The following is a 17,320-nucleotide window of genomic DNA, read 5'->3' on the forward strand; positions in this document are numbered from 1 at the left end:
GCTTCATGGAACAAGGCGGGCCGCACCTGCCGCACCCGGGCGAGCCGCTCGATGGGCGCAGCGACGATAAGCCCAGCTGGTGGCAAGCGGCCGGGCGCACCGGGCCCTTCGGGCCGCGCTATGGCTGGTGGTGGCGGGAGCATCCGGGGATCACGCTTTTTTACCACTTGATCGCTGGTGCCGGGTTGACATTGTTTGTGATGGCATTCAAGAGCGCGGGCCTGTTCGCAGGGGCAGGCTTCCTGCTGGCCCCCTACATTCCCTTGTCGATCAACTGGAGCCAGGCCACGGGGCTGTGGCTGGTGGCGCACACCTCGCGGCTGTATGAGTGGCCGCAGGCCGTGCGCCAGGCCATCGGGCAGCCGCTGCGCAAGGGGGTGGGGTGGTAAGAGGAATCGGGCCCAACAAGTTCAAGACGCTGGACGAGGAGCTGCAAGCCCTGGAAGCGCTGGGCCGCGTACGGCGTGGCGCTGGCCACGGCAGTTTGAGGAGCGGTCAATGCCCTTGATCAAGAATGTGATCCATCGTTTCCACGTGAAGCGCCCGCTCACCGCGCGCGAGCGCGAGCTGCGTCTGGACATTCGCAAGCCGGCGGGTGAGGCGCCGCACTACCAGTTGTCGCTGATCCGCCTGAACTCGACCTTTGTTGAGTGCGTGGACAAGTGGTATGAGGAGAGAGGGTTTGGGGCGATGTTCGGGGCGGCTGCCTTTGCCGCTGCTGCTTTTGGTCTGTGGGTCGTTGTTACCAATATCTTCAAGCACTGGCACCCGATTGGCTTGTTCTTTCTTTTCTGGTTCCCAGTGCTCTTAGGTGTCACGGTCTACATCTTCCTGTGTGACGCCTTCACCTACACGCACTACCCGATCCGGTTCAACCGCAAGAACCGTCAGGTGTACGCTTTTCGTCCTGACGGATCGGTGCTCAAGGTGCCGTGGGATCGGGTGTACTGGACGATTCTGGGCCATGCCAACCCGCTGGGCTGGCTCAACGTGGTGGGCCACGTGATGGATGAATCGGGCAAGACGGTTCTTGAGACGTTCGCGTTGAGCGTGAACACCAAGGGCAAAGAAGGCGAAGAAGATCTGCGCAACCACTTCGAGTTCTTCAGGCTGTACATGCAGGAGGGGCCGGGCGTGGCCTTGCAGAGGATCCATCCGGTGCCGCTGATCATGCTGCCGCCCATCGACCGCCAAAAGGAGTCATGGGCCTTCGGTTGGGAGCGCATCACGCTGACCCTGAATGGCTCGCCCTTGCTGCAGGTCCTGGCGCAAGTGTTCTTTTTGCCCGAGAGCCTGTTCCGCTGGATCGTGATGCGCACGAGCAAGATCCCGCAGTGGCCGCAGTGGGTGGAAGACGAATGCCGCATCGAGCCAGACGATCCGTGGCGGCGGGAGCCGGGGTATCGGGATGAAGCGGCCATCGCGGCCGCAAAGGTGATCGCTGGTGCGCGGCGCAGTGGCTGAAGACTGGGGCAGCGCGGCGCATCGAGTCGGGCATGCGCCACGAACGGCCCGAAGCTCGCGCCCGGCTTGCTTTGGCCACGCTGGCCATTGCTGGCTTTGCCGCAGAAAGCTTGGTGCAGGCGACGGCGGCCGCCATGGTGATGGCGATCAGCGCCAGGGCGGGATCGGCCGATCAGCCCAGGCTGCATGCCGTGGGTTCAGGCCCGGCAGACAGAAGATGCCCTCAGCCGGCAAGACGGGGTGACGAGCCTTAACCCCGGCACTGTTCGCGATGGTTAGGGCTGCTTCGTTCCCGACCTGACCCGGTTGGCCATGCTCCCATGCGGGGAGGCCCGTCGCTGGGTATTGTAGGTCATGCCCGCGGGGCCGGCCCGATGGCTGGACAGAAGGGGTGTCCCCTGGGCATGATTTGCACATGCCTGACCTGCTGGCCCAAGTGCCCTTCGTCTATCGAGAGATCAGCATGCATCTGCTGGGCGCCGTTCTGGCAGGGGGGCTCATCGGTCTGGAGCGCAGCTACCACGGGCGCCCGGCGGGTTTCCGCACCCACACCTTGGTGTGCCTGGCCTCCAGCCTCTTGATGCTGGTCACCGTCTATCACGCCGAGTGGTTCGCCGGCCCCGGGGCCACGCGGGCCCAGATCGACCCGACACGCATGGCCCAGGGGATCATGACGGGCATCGGTTTCCTGGGAGCGGGGGTGATCTTCAAGGAGGGGCTGTCGGTGCGTGGGCTCACCACGGCGGCGTCGATCTGGGTGACGGCCGCGGTGGGCATTCTGATCGGCGTGGGTTTTTTCTTCGCTGCCGCGTTGGCAACGCTCATCACCCTTGGCGTGCTGGCGGTGTTCCGCTTGATCGAAGGCCGCATGCCCACGCGGCAGCACGCCCATTTCAGTGTGTGTTTCGAGCGAGGTCAGGTGATGCCGGAAGACGAGCTGCGCCATTTGCTCGAAGTGCATGGCTTTTCGATCGCGAACCTCACGTACCGGCTCGAGGCCGAAGGCACGGTCTTCGAGTACCGCATGGTCGTGCGCACCCAGGCCGGCGAACGTCTGTCACGCCTGGCGTCCACGCTGACGGCGCTGCCCACGGTGCGGGAGTTTCGCCTCTCGCCTGCCGGCGATTGAGATCCTGCATGGAGCCTGTGTAGGTTGGGCGGGGCCGATCATGCGGGCAATGGTTCGGGCACGGGCCAGTCCAGCGCGGGTAAGTGGCGCCGGGCAAAGCGGTGCAAGACTTCACCGGCACCGCTGGCGTAGGCCCTCACCGCAGAGAGCGCGACGCTGCGGTTCCATCCCCGCAGCCCGGCCAGCACCCGTGCAGCCTGGGCGGCCACGGACGAGGCCGTGTCGATGAGCGTGACTTGGGGGCCGAGCGCCTGATGAATCGCGGGTGCGACCCAGGGGTAGTGCGTGCACCCCAGCACGACGGTGTCTGCACCGTGGTCGCGCAGCGGGGCGACGCATCGATGGACCAGCGTGTGCAAGGCAGGATGGTGGAGATCGACGGTTTCGATGGCCTGTGCCAGACCGGGGCAGGGCACGCACAGGACGCTGCATGAGCCTTGCCAGCGCTTCAGCAGGCGCTCGAAGCGCGGGCTTCGCAGCGTGGCCTCGGTGGCCATCACACCCACGCGGCCGCTGGGGCTGCGGAACAACGCAGGCTTGAGGCCGGGTTCGACGCCGATGAAGGGCAGGCCAGGGTGCTCGCGCCGCAAAGCGTCGATGGCCACGGCGGTGGCGGTGTTGCAGGCCACCACCACCATGTCGGCCCCCTGGGCGCGTAGGAAGGCGGTGATCCGGCGGCAGCGTTCCATCACGTAGGCCTCGTCACGTTCACCATAAGGTGCGTGACCGCTGTCGGCCACATAGACCCAGTGCACTCCGGTGATGGCTTGGCACAGGGCCTGCAGCACCGACAGTCCGCCCAACCCGGAGTCGAACACGCCGATGCAGGGAGGTCTCGAGGCGGGGCCGGCGGTGCGAGGAGGCAGGGTCATGGGTGTCATCAGCCAAGGCATCGCAGTGTAGGACCTGGAGACCCGACTCTAGGCTGGGTCACTGGACGGCCCTGGGGGGCGATCCGCTAGAATGCACAAAATCGAACGATCGTTCTATTTTGTGCAGATCGCGACGCTAAGGGTTAACCCGGGTTCGCTTGTCGCCAGGACAACAGTCTGGCTGTGCACTGCACCATAGAATGGGATGTTACGTTTACGTCAATCCGAAGGAGAGCGTCGCATGAAGGCATTGGTCGCAGTCAAGCGCGTCGTGGACTACAACGTCAAGGTACGTGTGAAGTCCGACGGCACGGGGGTGGACATCGCCAACGTCAAGATGAGCATGAACCCCTTTGACGAGATTGCGGTGGAGGAAGCCACCCGTCTGAAGGAGAAGGGGGTGGTCAGTGAGATCGTGGCGGTTTCCTGCGGCGTGGCGCAATGCCAGGAGACGCTGCGCACGGCGATGGCCATCGGGGCCGATCGGGCCATCCTCGTCGAGACCGATGCCGAGTTGCAGCCGCTGGCCGTGGCCAAGTTGCTCAAGGCCGTGGTCGACAAGGAACAGCCTCAGCTCATCATCATGGGCAAGCAGGCCATCGACGACGACTGCAACCAGACCGGCCAGATGCTGGCGGCGCTGCTCGACCGCCCCCAGGGCACCTTTGCCAGCAAGGTGGAGGTGGCCGATGGCGCGGTGGTCGTCACTCGTGAGGTCGATGGCGGTCTGGAGACCATCAAGCTGCAACTGCCGGCCGTCGTCACCACCGATTTGCGCCTGAACGAGCCGCGCTACGTGACGCTGCCCAACATCATGAAGGCCAAGAAGAAGCCCCTGGAGGTGCTCAAGCCGGCCGACCTCGGGGTGGATGTGGCCCCGCGGCTGAAGACCCTGAAGGTGGCCGAACCTCCCAAGCGGGGCGCGGGCGTCAAGGTGCCCGACGTGGCCACGCTGGTCAGCAAGCTCAAGAACGAAGCCAAGGTCATCTGAGGAGCCCCGTCATGTCCATTCTTGTCATTGCAGAACACGAGCACGGCACCCTCAAGGGGGCCACGTTCAACACCGTGACGGCTGCGTTGGCCTGCGGGTCGGACGTGCATGTGCTGGTGGCCGGTCACAACGTGGGCGAGGCCGCCCGGCAGGCCGCCCAGATCCCCGGGGTGGCCAAGGTGCTGCACGCCGATGCTCCCCAGCTCGAAGAGCAACTGGCCGAGAACATCGCCGCCCAGGTGCTGGCCGTGGCCGGCGGGTACAGCCACATCCTCTTCCCGGCCACCGCCCACGGCAAGAACGCTGCCCCGAGGGTGGCGGCCAAGCTCGACGTGGCGCAGATCTCCGACATCGTCAAGGTGGTGGCGCCGGATACCTTCGAGCGCCCGATCTACGCCGGCAACGCGATTGCCACCGTGCAAAGCGCCGACGCGGTCAAGGTCATCACCGTGCGCACCACCGGCTTCGATGCAGCGCCGGCCAGCGGGGGCAACGCAGCCGTGCAGAGCATCGCGGCAGTGGCCGATGCCGGTTTGTCCAGCTTCGTGGGCCGCGAGGTCACCAAGAGTGATCGGCCCGAGCTGACGGCGGCCAAGATCATCGTCTCGGGTGGGCGGGCGCTGGGCTCCAGCGAGAAGTTCAACGAGGTGCTCACCCCGCTGGCCGACAAGCTCGGGGCGGCGTTGGGCGCCAGCCGCGCGGCGGTGGATGCGGGCTATGCACCCAACGACTGGCAAGTGGGCCAGACGGGCAAGATCGTGGCGCCGCAGCTGTACATCGCGGCTGGCATCAGCGGGGCCATCCAGCACCTGGCGGGCATGAAGGACTCCAAGGTGATCGTGGCGATCAACAAGGACCCCGAGGCCCCGATCTTCGCCGTGGCCGACTATGGCCTGGAGGCCGACCTCTTCGAGGCCGTGCCGGAGTTGGTCAAGAGCCTGTGAAGCCGATACAGGGCCGTGACGCCGTCGTGTCGCGGCCCGCGGGACCCGTGCGCCCCCTGCACAGGCCACGGGTCTTTTTTCCGCCTGGTGCACAAGTTGTCCGTTGAGTGACAAGCGAGGAGATGCCGTGAGTTACCGTGCCCCCGTGAAGGACATGCTGTTTTGCATGAAGGAACTGGCCGGTCTGGCCGAGGTGGCGAAGCTGCCTGGTTTCGAGGACGCCGGCGTGGAGACTGCCCAGGCCGTCCTGGAGGAATGCGCCAGGTTCAACGAGGGGGTGGTGGCGCCGCTCAATGTGGAAGGCGACCGCAATCCGAGCGCCTGGAAGGACGGCCAAGTCACCACGACGCCGGGCTTCAAGGAGGCCTTCCGTCAGTTTGCCGAGGGCGGCTGGCAGGGCCTGCAGCATCCCACCGATTTTGGCGGCCAGGGCTTGCCCAAGACCATCGGCGCGGCCTGCATCGAGATGATCAATAGCGCGAACCTGAGCTTCGCGCTGTGCCCGCTGCTGACCGATGGCGCCATCGAGGCGCTGCTGACGGCCGGCTCACCCGAGCAGCAGCGCACCTACATCCCCAAAATGATCTCGGGGCAGTGGACGGGCACGATGAACCTCACCGAGCCTCAGGCGGGATCGGATCTGGCCCTGGTGCGCACGCGTGCCGAGCCTCAGCCGGACGGCACTTACAAGCTCTTTGGCACCAAGATCTTCATCACCTACGGTGAGCACGACATGGCTGAGAACATCGTCCACCTCGTGCTGGCCCGCGTGAGCGGTGCGCCCGAAGGGGTGAAAGGCATCTCGCTGTTCATCGTGCCGAAGTTCCTGGTCAAGCCCGACGGCACGCTCGGCGAACGCAATGACGTGCACTGCGTGAGCATCGAGCACAAGCTGGGCATCAAGGCCAGCCCGACGGCGGTGCTGCAGTTTGGCGACCATGGCGGAGCCGTGGGCTACCTGGTGGGGCAGGAGAACCGCGGCCTGGAGTACATGTTCATCATGATGAATGCAGCCCGCTATGCCGTGGGTGTGCAGGGCATCGCGGTGGCCGAGCGGGCCTATCAGCAGGCCGTGGCCTATGCAAAGGAGCGCATCCAGTCCCGCCCGGTGGATGGCTCCAAGCCGGGCAGCGCGCCCATCATCCACCATCCGGACGTGCGTCGGATGCTGATGACGATGCGGGCGTACACCGAGGGTTGCCGCGCGATGGCCATCACGGCCGCAGCCGCCTACGACGCTGCTCACGCGCACCCGGATGCGGACGTGCGCAAACAGAACCAGGCTTTCTATGAGTTCATGGTGCCGCTGGTCAAGGGCTACAGCACCGAGATGAGCCTGGAGGTGACCAGCCTGGGGGTGCAGGTGCACGGCGGCATGGGATTCATCGAAGAAACCGGCGCGGCCCAGCACTACCGCGACTCGCGCATCCTGCCCATCTATGAAGGGACCACGGCGATCCAGGCCAACGATCTCGTGGGCCGTAAGACGGCCCGTGATGGCGGCCAGGTGGCCAAGGCGATCGCAGGGCAGATCGAGGCCACCGAGACCGCACTGGCTCGCCGCGACAGTGTGGCCGCCCGCGCGGTGCTCAAGCGTCTGAAAGCTGCCCGTGAAGCCTTCGTGCAGGTGGTGGACTTCATCGTCAGCCAGGCCAAGGCGAGTCCGAACGCTGCTTTCGCCGGCAGCGTGCCCTATCTGATGCTCGCGGGCAACGTGGTGGCCGGCTGGCAGCTCGCGCGTGCGCTGATGGTGGCCGAGGACCGGCTGGCCGCCGGTGAGGACACCGCCTTCATGCAGGCGAAGATCGCCACCGTGCGCTTCTATGCCGAGCACATCCTGGCCAAGGCGCCGGCCGTGCGCGACGCAATCGTCGACGGCGCCGACAGCGTGATGGGCCTGGACATCGAGGCTTTTTGAGTCGAGGAGCATCCCGTGCCACTGCCCACCGTTCTTCAGAACCTGCCGCTGCCGGTCATCGGCTCGCCGCTGTTCATCATCAGCAATCCCCGTCTCGTGATCGAGCAGTGCAAGGCCGGCATCGTCGGCTCGATGCCGGCGCTCAATGCGCGCCCGGCTTCTCAGCTCGACGAATGGCTGGCCGAGATCACCGAGACACTGGCAGCCCACGATCGCCAGCATCCGGACCGTCCTGCCGCTCCCTTTGCGATCAACCAGATCGTGCACAAGAGCAACGACCGACTCGAGCACGACATGGCGCTGTGCGAGAAGTACAAGGTGCCCATCATCATCACTTCGCTGGGGGCGCGCACGGACGTGAATGATGCCGTGCACCGCTGGGGCGGGATCGTGCTGCACGACATCATCAACAACACCTTCGCGCACAAGGCCATCGACAAGGGGGCCGACGGGCTGATTGCCGTGGCCGCCGGGGCCGGAGGTCATGCAGGCACCACCAGCCCCTTCGCGCTGGTGCAGGAGATCCGCGAGTGGTTCGACGGCCCGCTGGCCCTCTCTGGAGCGATTGCCAATGGCCGTGCCATTCTGGCAGCACGCGCGATGGGGGCGGACTTCGCCTACATCGGCTCGGCCTTCATCGCCACCGAGGAGGCGAGGGCGGTGGACGACTACAAGCGCATGATCACCGAGAGCACCAGCCAGGACATCGTCTATTCGAGCCTTTTCACCGGGGTTCACGGGAACTATCTGCGCGGTTCCATCGTGCGTGCCGGCCTCGACCCCGACGCCTTGCCTGAGAGCGACCCGAGCAAGATGAATTTCGGTGGCGAGGGGGCGAAGAAGGCCTGGAAGGACATCTGGGGTGCCGGGCAGGGCGTGGGTGCCATCAAGGAGGTGGTGCCCGCGCGCGTCTTCATCGAGCGTCTGCGCAGCGAGTACCTGGCCGCCAAGGCCCAGTTGTGTGCTGCCTGAGAGCAGCGCCCCGGGGCCTCGCGGAGGTCAGCCGCATGCCTGTCCAATCCGACCGGCATGCGCACGGCCAAGCCGAACGGGGAGCCGGCGTTGGCTCGGGATGACGAGGTTCAGGGGGCGCTGCCGTTGCGCCAACGGCGTCAGGTGCCCCCGCGCCGGCGGTCGGCCTGCACCTCGGTGGCGATCTTCCGGTGGAGCCGGGCGGCCTGGGCGCTCAGTCGGGTCAGCGCCTCGTCCAGGGCGTTGAGCGCCGCATCATGTTGGCCCCCATCGTCGAGTCCTTCCACAAGGCCGTGGTCGAGGTGGCCCGCCGCATCGGGTTGTCATTGGACGGAAGGCCGAGTCCGACCCGAGGGAGGGTTTGACAGCGGAGTGGCGATCCATTACTGTACGTATATACAGTCTCTGGGTCGCGGATTCCATGGCTAATCCCTCTTCCCACCCTTTGGTTTTCAAGGGCCGTGGCACGGGTTGGCGGCTGGCCCATCGTTTCGAAAGCAGCGAGCGCGAATGGTTTGACGATGGATGGGACTCGCTGGCGCAGGCGGACTCGGCGGCCGATGGGGCGGCCCCGGCGCCGCGCACCGAGGTGAGCGAAGAGCGCGTGCGCTCCCTGCTCAGCCCGAACGACTCGCCCGACATTCCCTTCGAGTGGTCGATCAACCCCTACCGGGGGTGCGAGCATGGCTGCATCTACTGCTACGCGCGGCCCACGCACAGCTACCTGAATCTGTCGCCCGGGCTGGACTTCGAAACGAAGCTGGTGGCGAAGGTCAATGCAGCCGAGGTGCTGGCACGGGAACTGGCGCGGCCTGCTTACCGGGTGAGCCCGATCAACATCGGCTCGGCCACCGATGCCTACCAGCCCATCGAGCGCCGCCTGGGGCTCACGCGCTCGGTGCTGGAGGTGCTGCATCGCTGCCGACACCCGTACACCATCGTCACCAAGTCCTCGGGCGTGGAGCGTGACCTCGACCTGATCGCCGCCGATGCTGCCGAAGGCCGGGCGATGGTTTTCGTGAGCGTGACGACGATGGACGCTGCACTGTGCCGCCGTCTCGAGCCGCGCGCGGCGGCACCGCATCGGCGCTTGCAGACAGTGCGGACGCTGGCCCGCGCCGGCGTGCCGGTGGGTGTGAATGTGGCGCCGATCATTCCCTTCCTGAACGAGCCCGAGATCGAGCGGCTGATCGATGCAGCGGCCGACGCGGGGGCTGCATCGATCCATTACACGGTCTTGCGTCTGCCCTGGGAGGTGAACCCGCTGTTCCAGCAGTGGCTGCAAGCGCATGTGCCCGGGCGCGCCGGGCGCATCATGGCGAGGGTGCGTGATCTGCGTGGCGGGAGGGACTACCGCGCCGAGTTCGGTTCGCGCATGAAGGGGGAGGGGCTGTGGGCGCAGCTCATTGCTCAGCGCGTCGACAAGGCCTGTGCCCGCGCCGGGGTGGCGCGGCGTGCACCGCTCCTGGACACGACGGCCTTCCGGCCCCCGGGTGACGAACGCCAGGCCGAGCTGTTTTGAAGCCGGGGGATCAGAACCGGATCTTCAGCGTCAGGCCCAGGGCCCACAGGCCCCGGCGCGGTTCGTCAGCCGTCTCGCGTTCGCGGAAGTGGCCCAGGGAGACTTCACCGAGCAGCCAGTCCTCGTGCATAGGTTGCTCCCAGCTCAGTTGCAGGCCGTACTCTTCGATGTTGACGCCCCCTCCTTCCCGGCCGCGCAAGAGGGCTTCGGTGGACAGCAGGCGCTGGTCGCCGAAGAAGCGGTACAGACCGAGGTTGCTCGACCACTCGAATCGCTGGCTGCGCTGTGTGTAGGTGGCTGCATGGAGCCAGCGCCCGACGAGGGTGGTGCTGAAATCGTGCTCGTACGACAGCGCGGTGGTGGAGCCCACGCGGTCGGCGCGGGTCCAGAAGACGGTTTCGCGAAAGTCGAGACGGTCGTTCGGGCCGAGTGGCCATTCGTGCCGGTAGCGCACTTGCGCATAGGGCTTGGGGCCGCCGCGCAGGCCCACGCGGAGGTCGAAACCGCCGCCGGCGTCCACCCCCAGGCCGGCGAAGAAGGCATCGCTGCGCGAGTTTTCGCGCTGCAGGTGCTGCTCGCGGGTCAGCGCCTGCGGCTGGTCGGTCACCACCTCCCGGGGGTCGTCGCGGCCCAGGAAGAACAGGGCGGTGCGCCGTTCGATGTTGGGCAGGCGAAAGCTGGCATTGAAGCGGGCGCCCAGGTCGGGCGAATTGCGTTCGCGCAGCAGCAGCCGCAACTGGAAGCGTCCGTTACGCACGGAGCCGCCGTCCTCAAAGGGGTGGTCGCCGAACCAACTGTCCACGCCGCGAGCCAGCCATTCGGTCGTGGCCCTCAGCGATTCCCGCGCCGTGACGGCCGCGTCCATGAGAGGCGTTTCGGGGGTGGCGACCTCTTCATCCTCAGGGGCTGCGATCCCGGGGGAGGCCAGGGCAACCAGCAACCCGGCACCCAGAAGGTGCCGCAATATCAAGCCATGGGAGTGGAGTGGGAGGCACGTGCGTCGTGGCATGGCGGCTCGGGCAAGGGAGCCGTCCCACTATAGGCCATGGGGCCCGACAAGGGTGCAAGGGAATGTCAGCGCCGGACCACCCGGATCTTGCCGATCATGCCCGCCTCGAAGTGGCCCGGCAGCAGGCACGCGAACTCGAACTCGCCCACGCGGTTGAAGTGCCAGATCATTTCGGCCGTCTTGCCCGGCGCCACATGGGCCATGTAGGGCTCGTCATGCTCCATGTCCGGGAACTTCTTCATCAGTTCGGCGTGTTCTTCGAGCTCCTTGCGCGTGCCCAGCACGAACTCGTGCATCACCTTGCCGCTGTTGTGGTGGATGAAGCGGATGGTCTCGCCTTGCCGTACCTCGATCTCGCGCGGGGTGAAACGCATGTCATCGGTCATCTTCACCTCGATCGTGCGTTTCACCGCCTTGGCCTGCCCAGCAATGCCCCAGGGTTTCTGCTCCATCACCACAGGGCCGTTGTGGCCGCCATGGTGACTGTCCCCGTGGGCCGCAGCAACGAAGGGCAGCGCCAGCAGGCCTGCGAGGGTGAGTGCGAGAGCAGGTTTCGTCATCAATGAACTCCTTGGGCTTGGTGTGTCAGTGGGCGTGGCCTTTGCCGTGAGGCTTGACGGCGCGTGCCGGTGGCGTTTCGGGCGAAGAGGGGTTGGCACGCACGGCACTCGGAGGCGCACCGGTCCACTCGTAGGCCACGGTGCCCGGCGGGTGCTTGAAGGGGCCGGGGTCGCTGTAGTCCCCAGGGCGCTGGTCCCGACGCACCTTGAACACGGTGAACATGCCACCCATCTCGAGCGATCCGTACTGCCCCTGGCCCGTCATCATCGGTGCAGTGTTGTCCGGCAGGGGCATTTCCATCTCGCCCATGTCGGCCATGCCGCGCTCGCCCATCAGCATGTAGTCGGGCACGACCTTCTGGATCTTGCTCACCAGGCCACGGTGATCCACCCCGATCATGGTGGGAACGTCATGCCCCATCGCGTTCATCGTGTGGTGGCTCTTGTGGCAGTGCAGCGCCCAGTCGCCTTCCTCGTCGGCGATGAGCTCGATCTGGCGCATCTGCCCTACGGCGATGTCGGTGGTGACCTCGTACCAGCGCGTGCCCGGCGGCGTGGGGCCGCCGTCGGTGCCCGTCACCTGGAACTCGTGCCCATGCAGGTGGATGGGATGGTTGGTCATCGTGAGGTTGCCCACGCGGATGCGTACGCGGTCATTCAGCCGGACATTCAGGGTGTCGATGGCCGGGAACACGCGGCTGTTGAAGCACCAGATGTTGAAGTCGAGCATCGTGTTGATGCGCGGTGTCTTGCTGCCGGGCTCCACGTCGAAGGCGTTGAGCAGGAAGCAGAAGTCGCGGTCCACCTCGCTGATGTGGGGATGCTTGGTGCGCGGATGCGTGACCCAAAAGCCCATCATGCCCATGGCCATCTGCACCATCTCGTCGGCATGCGGGTGGTACATGAAGGTGCCGGGGCGGCGGGCTTCGAATTCATAGACGAAGGTCTTTCCCACCGGGATCGGCGGCTGGTTCAGACCCGTCACACCGTCCATCCCATTGGGCAGGCGTTGGCCGTGCCAATGGATGCTGGTGTGCTCCGGCAGGCGGTTGGTGACGAAGATGCGGACCTTGTCGCCTTCGACCACCTCGATGGTGGGGCCGGGGCTCTGGCCGTTGTAGCCCCACAGGTTGACGTGAAAGCCGGGCGAGATCTCGCGCACCACGGGCTCGGCCACGAGGTGGAACTCCTTGACACCGTTGTTCATGCGCCAGGGCAGGGTCCAGCCATTGAGGGTGACCACAGGGTTGTAGGGCCTGCCGTTGGGGGGCACCAGTGGCGCGGCCGTTTGCGGGGAGGTCTGCACGACCGGTTCCGGCAGTGCGGCCAGGGCGGATCGGGCCACGGTCAGTCCGGCCACGGCGCCAGCGGCGCCCGCGAAGAACCGGCGTCGGGACGAGAAGGCTTGCATGGTGGTGTACGCAATGAGAAGGAATCAGTGGGCCGGGGCTGCGCTTGCGGCGGCGCTGCTGCCGCCGCCCAGTGACACGAAACTGCTAGGCTCGCCGCCCTGGAGCACCCATTGGAGGTCTGCTTCGGCGAGCCAGAAGTCGCGCTGCGCGTTCACGGCTTCGGCAGCGGCGGCAAAGCGCAGGCGGGTTTCCGTCAGCACATCCCAGACGCTCTTGAGCATGCCGTTGTAGCGCAGCACGGTTTCCTCGGCCATGAGCTCGCGCGTCTTGAGGACCTCGTCGCGGTAGCCTGCGGCCAGGGCGTGGCTGGTGCGGTAGGCCTTGTGGGCCATGCGGGCGTATGAAGCAGCGCGCAGGGCTTCGGCACGCTGCAACTGGTCGCGCAGGTGCTGCAGGTGCGCGTCCAGCGCCTCGGTGCTGATCAGGGTGTCGGGCAGGGCCGGCAGGCCTTCGGGCAGCGCCACCCGGTCGTGCTGGCCCGTCAGCCGCAGCACGCGGATCAGCTCTCGTTCGGCCAGAGCATCGGTGTACTCGGCCCGTTGCAGGGCCATGCGTGCCTCACTGAGTGCCAGCGAGGCGGGGGCGCCCTGCAGACGGCTCCAGTTGCCGACTTGCACCATCCGGCGACCGAGTTCGTGGGCCGTCTCGGCGGCGATCAGGCTCTCACGATGCAAGCCCACAGCCTGGCGTGCCGCCACGGCCCGGATCCAGGCCAGGCGCGCTTCCCGGGCCACGGCGAGCAGCTCGCCCAGCCCATGCACGCGGCGGTGCAGCGACGGGTCCAGATCCATCCAGCGGCCCTGGGCCACCGCCTCCGTCAACGCCGACCCGAGTTGAGCCTGCACGCCGGCCAGCGAAAGGTGGGTCTTCCAGGCCTGCCGTACAGCGTCGGCAGGCGCCGGCAACACCAGCGTGGGAGCCGGTGCGGCCGGCTCGGGTGGTGCCTGGAGGTTGGCCTGCTCCCAGCGCAGCACGTCGATGTGCCCGCGCTGGAATTGCCCGACTGCGTCGTTGGCCTCGCGCCAGCCCATGGGGGTGTCGGCCTGCGCGGCCACGGCGGCTGGCGCAACCGTCGCCAGCCCGGCCCAGACGGCGGCTGCGAGAAGCGGATGTTTGAGAGGGAGCATGACGGCCATGATGTAGGTCAACGGGTGGGTGCATTTTTGGCGGGGCCTGCCGACGTGAAGCTGTCTGGAAAATGACAAATCTGTCAGGTGTGGTCCATCGTGTGGCAGCCCAGGCACACTTGCGGGTGTTTCAGACAGTGCAGCGGCCGTGAAGATCCTGATCGTCGAAGATGAGCCCAAGACGGGCGACTACCTGCGCCAGGGCCTGCGAGAGGCGGGCTTCGGCGTGGAGCTGGCGGTGAACGGGGCCGATGGCTTGCACCTCGCCCTGAACGGCGAGGCCGATCTGGTCATCCTGGACGTGATGCTGCCTGGCATGGACGGCTGGACCTTGCTCCAGACCCTGCGCCGGCAGGGGCGTGACATGCCGGTGCTGTTCCTGACGGCCAGAGACCAGGTGGAGGACCGGGTGCGCGGGCTGGAGCTGGGCGCGGACGACTATCTCGTCAAGCCTTTTTCCTTTGCCGAGCTGCTGGCGCGCGTGCGTACCATCCTGCGCCGAGGCCGCGCGGGCCTGGAGGCCGCGACGCTGCGGGTGGCCGACCTGGAGCTCGACCTGCTGCGTCGCCGCGTGACGCGATCGGGCCGCCGCATCGATCTGACGGCCAAGGAGTTCGGCCTGCTCGAGCTGCTGATGCGCCGCAGCGGGGAGGTGCTGCCGCGCTCGCTGATCGCCTCGCAAGTGTGGGACATGAACTTCGACAGCGACACCAACGTGATCGAGGTGGCGGTGCGCCGTCTGCGGGCCAAGGTGGACGAAGGCTTCGAGCCACGGCTCATCCACACCGTGCGTGGCATGGGCTACGTGCTTGAAGTGCCTGAGGCCCGGGCATGAGGCGCCAGCTCACGCTGACGGCACGCCTGACGCTGCTCTACACCCTGGTGTCGCTGGCTGTGCTGTTGGGCCTGGGTCTTTTCGTGCTCAGGGTCACTGATGCGCATTTCGTGGAACTCGACGAAGAGCTACTGCGTGACAAGTCGCGCCTGATCGTGCAGATCGTTGCCGACAGTCGCTCGGCGGACGAGCTGGCCCGCCACCTGGATCACCTGCTGTCGAGTCACCAGGGCTTGCATGCCGAACTCCATGCCGGCGACCGGATCGTGTACGACCGGGATGCGCTGGGGCTGGCGCAGGCGGTGCGGCGGCTGAAGGGGGCGGTGCCGCCCTTCGAATGGACCCAGGCCGGGCGCACCTTCCGGGCCCTGGTGATCCCGCTGGAGCCGACGGCCGCACTTGGCGGCTCACAGCCCCTGGTCCTCACGCTGGCGCTGGACATCCACCACCACCAGCACTTCATGCAGGCGCTGACCCGGTCGCTGGCGGTCTATCTGGCCGTGGCGGCGTTGGCGAGCGGCCTGCTGGGCTGGTGGTCGGCGCGGCGCGGGCTGGCTCCGCTGCGGGAGATGAAGGCCCGCGCCCAACGCGTGACGGCGCGGCAGCTCGAGCATCGCATGCCGGTGCAGGATGTGCCGGTGGAACTGGCCGATCTGGCCCAGGGGCTGAACACCATGCTTGATCGTCTGCAACGCGACATCGAGCGCTTGTCGCAGTTCTCCGGCGACCTGGCTCACGAGCTGCGCACTCCCATCAGCAACCTGCTCACGCAGACGCAGGTGGCCCTGGCGCAGCCGCGCGATGTGCAGGCCTACCGCGACATCCTGGCGTCCAACGCCGAGGAACTGCAGCGCCTGGCCCGCATGGTCTCGGACATGCTTTTCCTGGCCCAGGCCGATCACGGACTGGCCCTGCCACGGCCGGAGCGCATCGTCCTGGCCGAGGAGGTGAGGGCGCTGTTCGACTTCTACGAGGCCCTGGCGGAAGACAAGGGCCTGCGCCTGGTGGCCGACGGGGCCTGCGAGGTCATGGGAGACCGGCTCATGGTGCGCCGTGCCATCAGCAACCTGCTGTCCAACGCGCTGCGGCATGCCTGGCCGGGCACGACGGTGCGCGTGACGCTGCAGGCACGGGCCACCGAGCACGTGCTGACGGTGCGCAACGAGGGCCCAGACATCGAGGCGCAGGATCTGCCCCGGTTGTTCGACCGGTTCTTCCGCGTGGACCGGTCACGCCGACATGGCCACAGCGAGGGCACGGGGCTGGGCCTGGCCATCACCCAGGCGGTGATGCGCTCGCACGGCGGCTACGCCTCGGCATGGTCGGGTCAGGGCCATACCGAGATGTCTCTGCATTTCCCGCGGGTACAGCCCCCGCGGGACGCTCTCACTTGAACAGGTCTTTGACCCGGTCGGTCCAGCTCTTGGCATGGGGCGAGTGGCGTTCACCGCCCTTCCTGAGCGATTCGTCCAGTTCCTTGACGAGCTTGCGCTGGTGCTCGGTGAGCTTGACCGGCGTCTCGATCTGGATGTGGCAGTACAGGTCGCCGGGATAGGCCGAGCGAACGCCCTTGATGCCCTTGCCGCGCAGGCGGAAGGTCTTGCCGTGCTGGGTCCCTTCGGGCAGTTCGATTTCGGCGCGGCCCGACAGCGTGGGCACTTCGATGGTCCCGCCCAGGATGGCGGTGGTGATGCTCACCGGCACGGTGCAGTGCAGATCGTCGCCGTCACGCTCGAAGATCTCGTGCTTCTTGATGCGGATCTCGATGTACAGGTCACCCGGCGGGCCGCCGTTGGTGCCGGGCTCGCCGTTGCCGGCCGAGCGGATGCGCATGCCTTCGTCGATGCCGGCGGGGATCTTCACCTCCAGCGTCTTGGACTTTTTCAGCCGGCCCTGGCCACCGCAACTGGGGCAGGGTTCGGGAATGACCTTGCCGCTGCCGTGACAGTGGGGACAGGTCTGCTGGATGCTGAAGAAGCCCTGGCGCAGGTGCACGGTCCCAGAACCATGGCAGGTGCCGCAGGTCTTGGCGCTGGTGCCCGGCCTGGCACCGGTGCCGTGGCAGGTGTCGCATTCTTCCCAACTGGGGATGCGGATCTGCGCCTCCTTGCCGTGAGCGGCTTCCTCCAGCGTGATCTCCATCGCATAGGACAGGTCGCTGCCGCGGTAGACCTGCGGGCCGCCGCGGCGTGCCCCTGCCGCCCCGAAGATGTCGCCGAAGATGTCGCCGAAGGCCTCGGCGAAGCCGCCGAAGCCCTCGGGCCCGCCGCGAAAGCCCGCACCGCCCATGTTCGGGTCGACCCCCGCATGGCCGTACTGGTCGTAGGCCGCGCGCTTCTTCGGGTCCGAGAGCATCTCGTAGGCTTCCTTGGCCTCTTTGAACTTCTCCTCGGCTTCCTTGGCCTTGTCACCCTGGTTGCGGTCCGGGTGGTATTTCATCGCCAGCTTGCGGTAGGCCTTCTTGATGTCCTCGTCGGACGCATTCTTCGCCACGCCCAGGACGTCGTAGTAGTCGCGCTTTGCCATGTTCTAGGTCACCTTCAAACGCAAAGCCCCCGTGCGCAG

At 66.6% G+C, this 17,320-nt stretch carries 17 protein-coding genes and 1 other RNA gene; 10 read left to right on the top strand and 8 right to left on the bottom strand.

Going from position 1 to position 17,320, the window contains the following annotated elements:
- On the top strand, window positions 1–389 hold a 389-nt coding region (locus tag ACK42S_RS07895; protein ID WP_409705305.1), incomplete at its 5' end, for a hypothetical protein.
- Window positions 390–498: 109 nt separating this feature from the next.
- Window positions 499–1,464, top strand: a complete 966-nt coding sequence (locus tag ACK42S_RS07900; RefSeq protein ID WP_409705308.1) for a DUF6708 domain-containing protein — start codon at window positions 499–501, stop codon at window positions 1,462–1,464.
- A gap of 239 nt (window positions 1,465–1,703) precedes the next feature.
- On the opposite strand, the gene ffs is transcribed toward ACK42S_RS07900, so the two are convergent.
- Window positions 1,704–1,801: signal recognition particle sRNA small type (gene ffs, locus ACK42S_RS07905), an RNA gene on the bottom strand.
- 78 nt (window positions 1,802–1,879) lie between these two features.
- Here ffs and ACK42S_RS07910 point away from each other — a divergent pair.
- A complete protein-coding gene (locus ACK42S_RS07910) occupies window positions 1,880–2,593 on the top strand; it encodes an MgtC/SapB family protein (protein WP_409705311.1) in 714 nt (237 codons plus the stop codon).
- 38 nt (window positions 2,594–2,631) lie between these two features.
- Here ACK42S_RS07910 and murI read toward each other — a convergent pair whose 3' ends face one another.
- Window positions 2,632–3,465, bottom strand: coding sequence for a glutamate racemase (gene murI, locus ACK42S_RS07915; RefSeq protein ID WP_409705314.1), 834 nt, complete (start codon window positions 3,463–3,465; stop codon window positions 2,632–2,634).
- Window positions 3,466–3,706: 241 nt separating this feature from the next.
- Between murI and ACK42S_RS07920 the strand changes: the two genes are divergently transcribed.
- From ACK42S_RS07920 to ACK42S_RS07935, 4 genes are all read left to right on the top strand, one after another.
- Window positions 3,707–4,456 carry an electron transfer flavoprotein subunit beta/FixA family protein gene (locus ACK42S_RS07920; RefSeq protein WP_409705316.1) on the top strand — a complete coding sequence of 250 codons (750 nt, stop codon included), beginning with the start codon at window positions 3,707–3,709 and terminating at the stop codon, window positions 4,454–4,456.
- Between the two features lie 11 nt (window positions 4,457–4,467).
- Window positions 4,468–5,400, top strand: coding sequence for an electron transfer flavoprotein subunit alpha/FixB family protein (locus tag ACK42S_RS07925; protein WP_409705319.1), 933 nt, complete (start codon window positions 4,468–4,470; stop codon window positions 5,398–5,400).
- A 127-nt stretch (window positions 5,401–5,527) separates the two neighbouring features.
- Window positions 5,528–7,318, top strand: coding sequence for an acyl-CoA dehydrogenase (locus ACK42S_RS07930; protein WP_409705322.1), 1,791 nt, complete (start codon window positions 5,528–5,530; stop codon window positions 7,316–7,318).
- A 15-nt stretch (window positions 7,319–7,333) separates the two neighbouring features.
- Complete coding sequence (locus ACK42S_RS07935) at window positions 7,334–8,290, top strand: NAD(P)H-dependent flavin oxidoreductase (protein ID WP_409705325.1); 957 nt, start codon at window positions 7,334–7,336, stop codon at window positions 8,288–8,290.
- Window positions 8,291–8,430: 140 nt separating this feature from the next.
- Here the strand turns inward: ACK42S_RS07935 and ACK42S_RS07940 are convergent, their stop codons facing one another.
- Window positions 8,431–8,577, bottom strand: a complete 147-nt coding sequence (locus ACK42S_RS07940; protein WP_409705328.1) for a hypothetical protein — start codon at window positions 8,575–8,577, stop codon at window positions 8,431–8,433.
- Window positions 8,578–8,711: 134 nt separating this feature from the next.
- On the opposite strand from ACK42S_RS07940, the gene ACK42S_RS07945 reads away from it, so the two are divergent.
- Window positions 8,712–9,812, top strand: coding sequence for a PA0069 family radical SAM protein (locus tag ACK42S_RS07945; protein WP_409705331.1), 1,101 nt, complete (start codon window positions 8,712–8,714; stop codon window positions 9,810–9,812).
- 10 nt (window positions 9,813–9,822) lie between these two features.
- Here ACK42S_RS07945 and ACK42S_RS07950 read toward each other — a convergent pair whose 3' ends face one another.
- The 4 genes from ACK42S_RS07950 to ACK42S_RS07965 all read right to left on the bottom strand — a co-directional run bounded on the left by ACK42S_RS07950 (window position 9,823) and on the right by ACK42S_RS07965 (window position 13,920).
- A complete protein-coding gene (locus ACK42S_RS07950) occupies window positions 9,823–10,677 on the bottom strand; it encodes a hypothetical protein (protein WP_409705334.1) in 855 nt (284 codons plus the stop codon).
- Between the two features lie 209 nt (window positions 10,678–10,886).
- Window positions 10,887–11,381 (bottom strand): plastocyanin/azurin family copper-binding protein, encoded by a 495-nt coding sequence (locus ACK42S_RS07955; protein ID WP_409705337.1) that lies wholly within the window; start codon window positions 11,379–11,381, stop codon window positions 10,887–10,889.
- A 25-nt stretch (window positions 11,382–11,406) separates the two neighbouring features.
- Window positions 11,407–12,792, bottom strand: a complete 1,386-nt coding sequence (locus ACK42S_RS07960) for a multicopper oxidase family protein (RefSeq protein WP_409705340.1) — start codon at window positions 12,790–12,792, stop codon at window positions 11,407–11,409.
- Window positions 12,793–12,816: 24 nt separating this feature from the next.
- A complete protein-coding gene (locus ACK42S_RS07965) occupies window positions 12,817–13,920 on the bottom strand; it encodes a hypothetical protein (RefSeq protein WP_409705343.1) in 1,104 nt (367 codons plus the stop codon).
- A gap of 148 nt (window positions 13,921–14,068) precedes the next feature.
- Here ACK42S_RS07965 and ACK42S_RS07970 point away from each other — a divergent pair, with 148 nt between their 5' ends.
- Together ACK42S_RS07970 and ACK42S_RS07975 are read left to right on the top strand one after the other, a co-directional pair.
- Complete coding sequence (locus ACK42S_RS07970; RefSeq protein ID WP_409705346.1) at window positions 14,069–14,755, top strand: heavy metal response regulator transcription factor; 687 nt, start codon at window positions 14,069–14,071, stop codon at window positions 14,753–14,755.
- Complete coding sequence (locus ACK42S_RS07975) at window positions 14,752–16,149, top strand: heavy metal sensor histidine kinase (protein ID WP_409705349.1); 1,398 nt, start codon at window positions 14,752–14,754, stop codon at window positions 16,147–16,149. Before ACK42S_RS07970 ends, ACK42S_RS07975 begins: the two co-directional genes overlap by 4 nt.
- On the opposite strand, the gene dnaJ is transcribed toward ACK42S_RS07975, so the two are convergent.
- Window positions 16,142–17,281, bottom strand: a complete 1,140-nt coding sequence (gene dnaJ / locus ACK42S_RS07980; RefSeq protein ID WP_409705352.1) for a molecular chaperone DnaJ — start codon at window positions 17,279–17,281, stop codon at window positions 16,142–16,144. The genes ACK42S_RS07975 and dnaJ overlap by 8 nt on opposite strands.
- Between the last annotated feature and the right edge of the window lie 39 nt (window positions 17,282–17,320).

Origin of the sequence: Caldimonas sp. (assembly GCF_046289365.1) — a bacterium.
Classification (GTDB): Bacteria; Pseudomonadota; Gammaproteobacteria; order Burkholderiales; family Burkholderiaceae_C; genus Caldimonas.

What these genes read in the sequence shown, in the direction of transcription:
- murI (WP_409705314.1), bottom strand. Translation starts at nt 3,465, where the DNA reads ATGACCCTGCCTCCTCGCACCGCCGGCCCCGCCTCGAGACCTCCCTGC.
- ACK42S_RS07960 (WP_409705340.1), bottom strand. Translation starts at nt 12,792, where the DNA reads ATGCAAGCCTTCTCGTCCCGACGCCGGTTCTTCGCGGGCGCCGCTGGC.
- dnaJ (WP_409705352.1), bottom strand. Translation starts at nt 17,281, where the DNA reads ATGGCAAAGCGCGACTACTACGACGTCCTGGGCGTGGCGAAGAATGCG.
- ACK42S_RS07945 (WP_409705331.1), top strand. Translation starts at nt 8,712, where the DNA reads ATGGCTAATCCCTCTTCCCACCCTTTGGTTTTCAAGGGCCGTGGCACG.
- ACK42S_RS07965 (WP_409705343.1), bottom strand. Translation starts at nt 13,920, where the DNA reads ATGCTCCCTCTCAAACATCCGCTTCTCGCAGCCGCCGTCTGGGCCGGG.
- ACK42S_RS07900 (WP_409705308.1), top strand. Translation starts at nt 499, where the DNA reads ATGCCCTTGATCAAGAATGTGATCCATCGTTTCCACGTGAAGCGCCCG.
- ACK42S_RS07955 (WP_409705337.1), bottom strand. Translation starts at nt 11,381, where the DNA reads ATGACGAAACCTGCTCTCGCACTCACCCTCGCAGGCCTGCTGGCGCTG.
- ACK42S_RS07950 (WP_409705334.1), bottom strand. Translation starts at nt 10,677, where the DNA reads ATGGACGCGGCCGTCACGGCGCGGGAATCGCTGAGGGCCACGACCGAA.
- ACK42S_RS07910 (WP_409705311.1), top strand. Translation starts at nt 1,880, where the DNA reads ATGCCTGACCTGCTGGCCCAAGTGCCCTTCGTCTATCGAGAGATCAGC.
- ACK42S_RS07920 (WP_409705316.1), top strand. Translation starts at nt 3,707, where the DNA reads ATGAAGGCATTGGTCGCAGTCAAGCGCGTCGTGGACTACAACGTCAAG.
- ACK42S_RS07975 (WP_409705349.1), top strand. Translation starts at nt 14,752, where the DNA reads ATGAGGCGCCAGCTCACGCTGACGGCACGCCTGACGCTGCTCTACACC.
- ACK42S_RS07925 (WP_409705319.1), top strand. Translation starts at nt 4,468, where the DNA reads ATGTCCATTCTTGTCATTGCAGAACACGAGCACGGCACCCTCAAGGGG.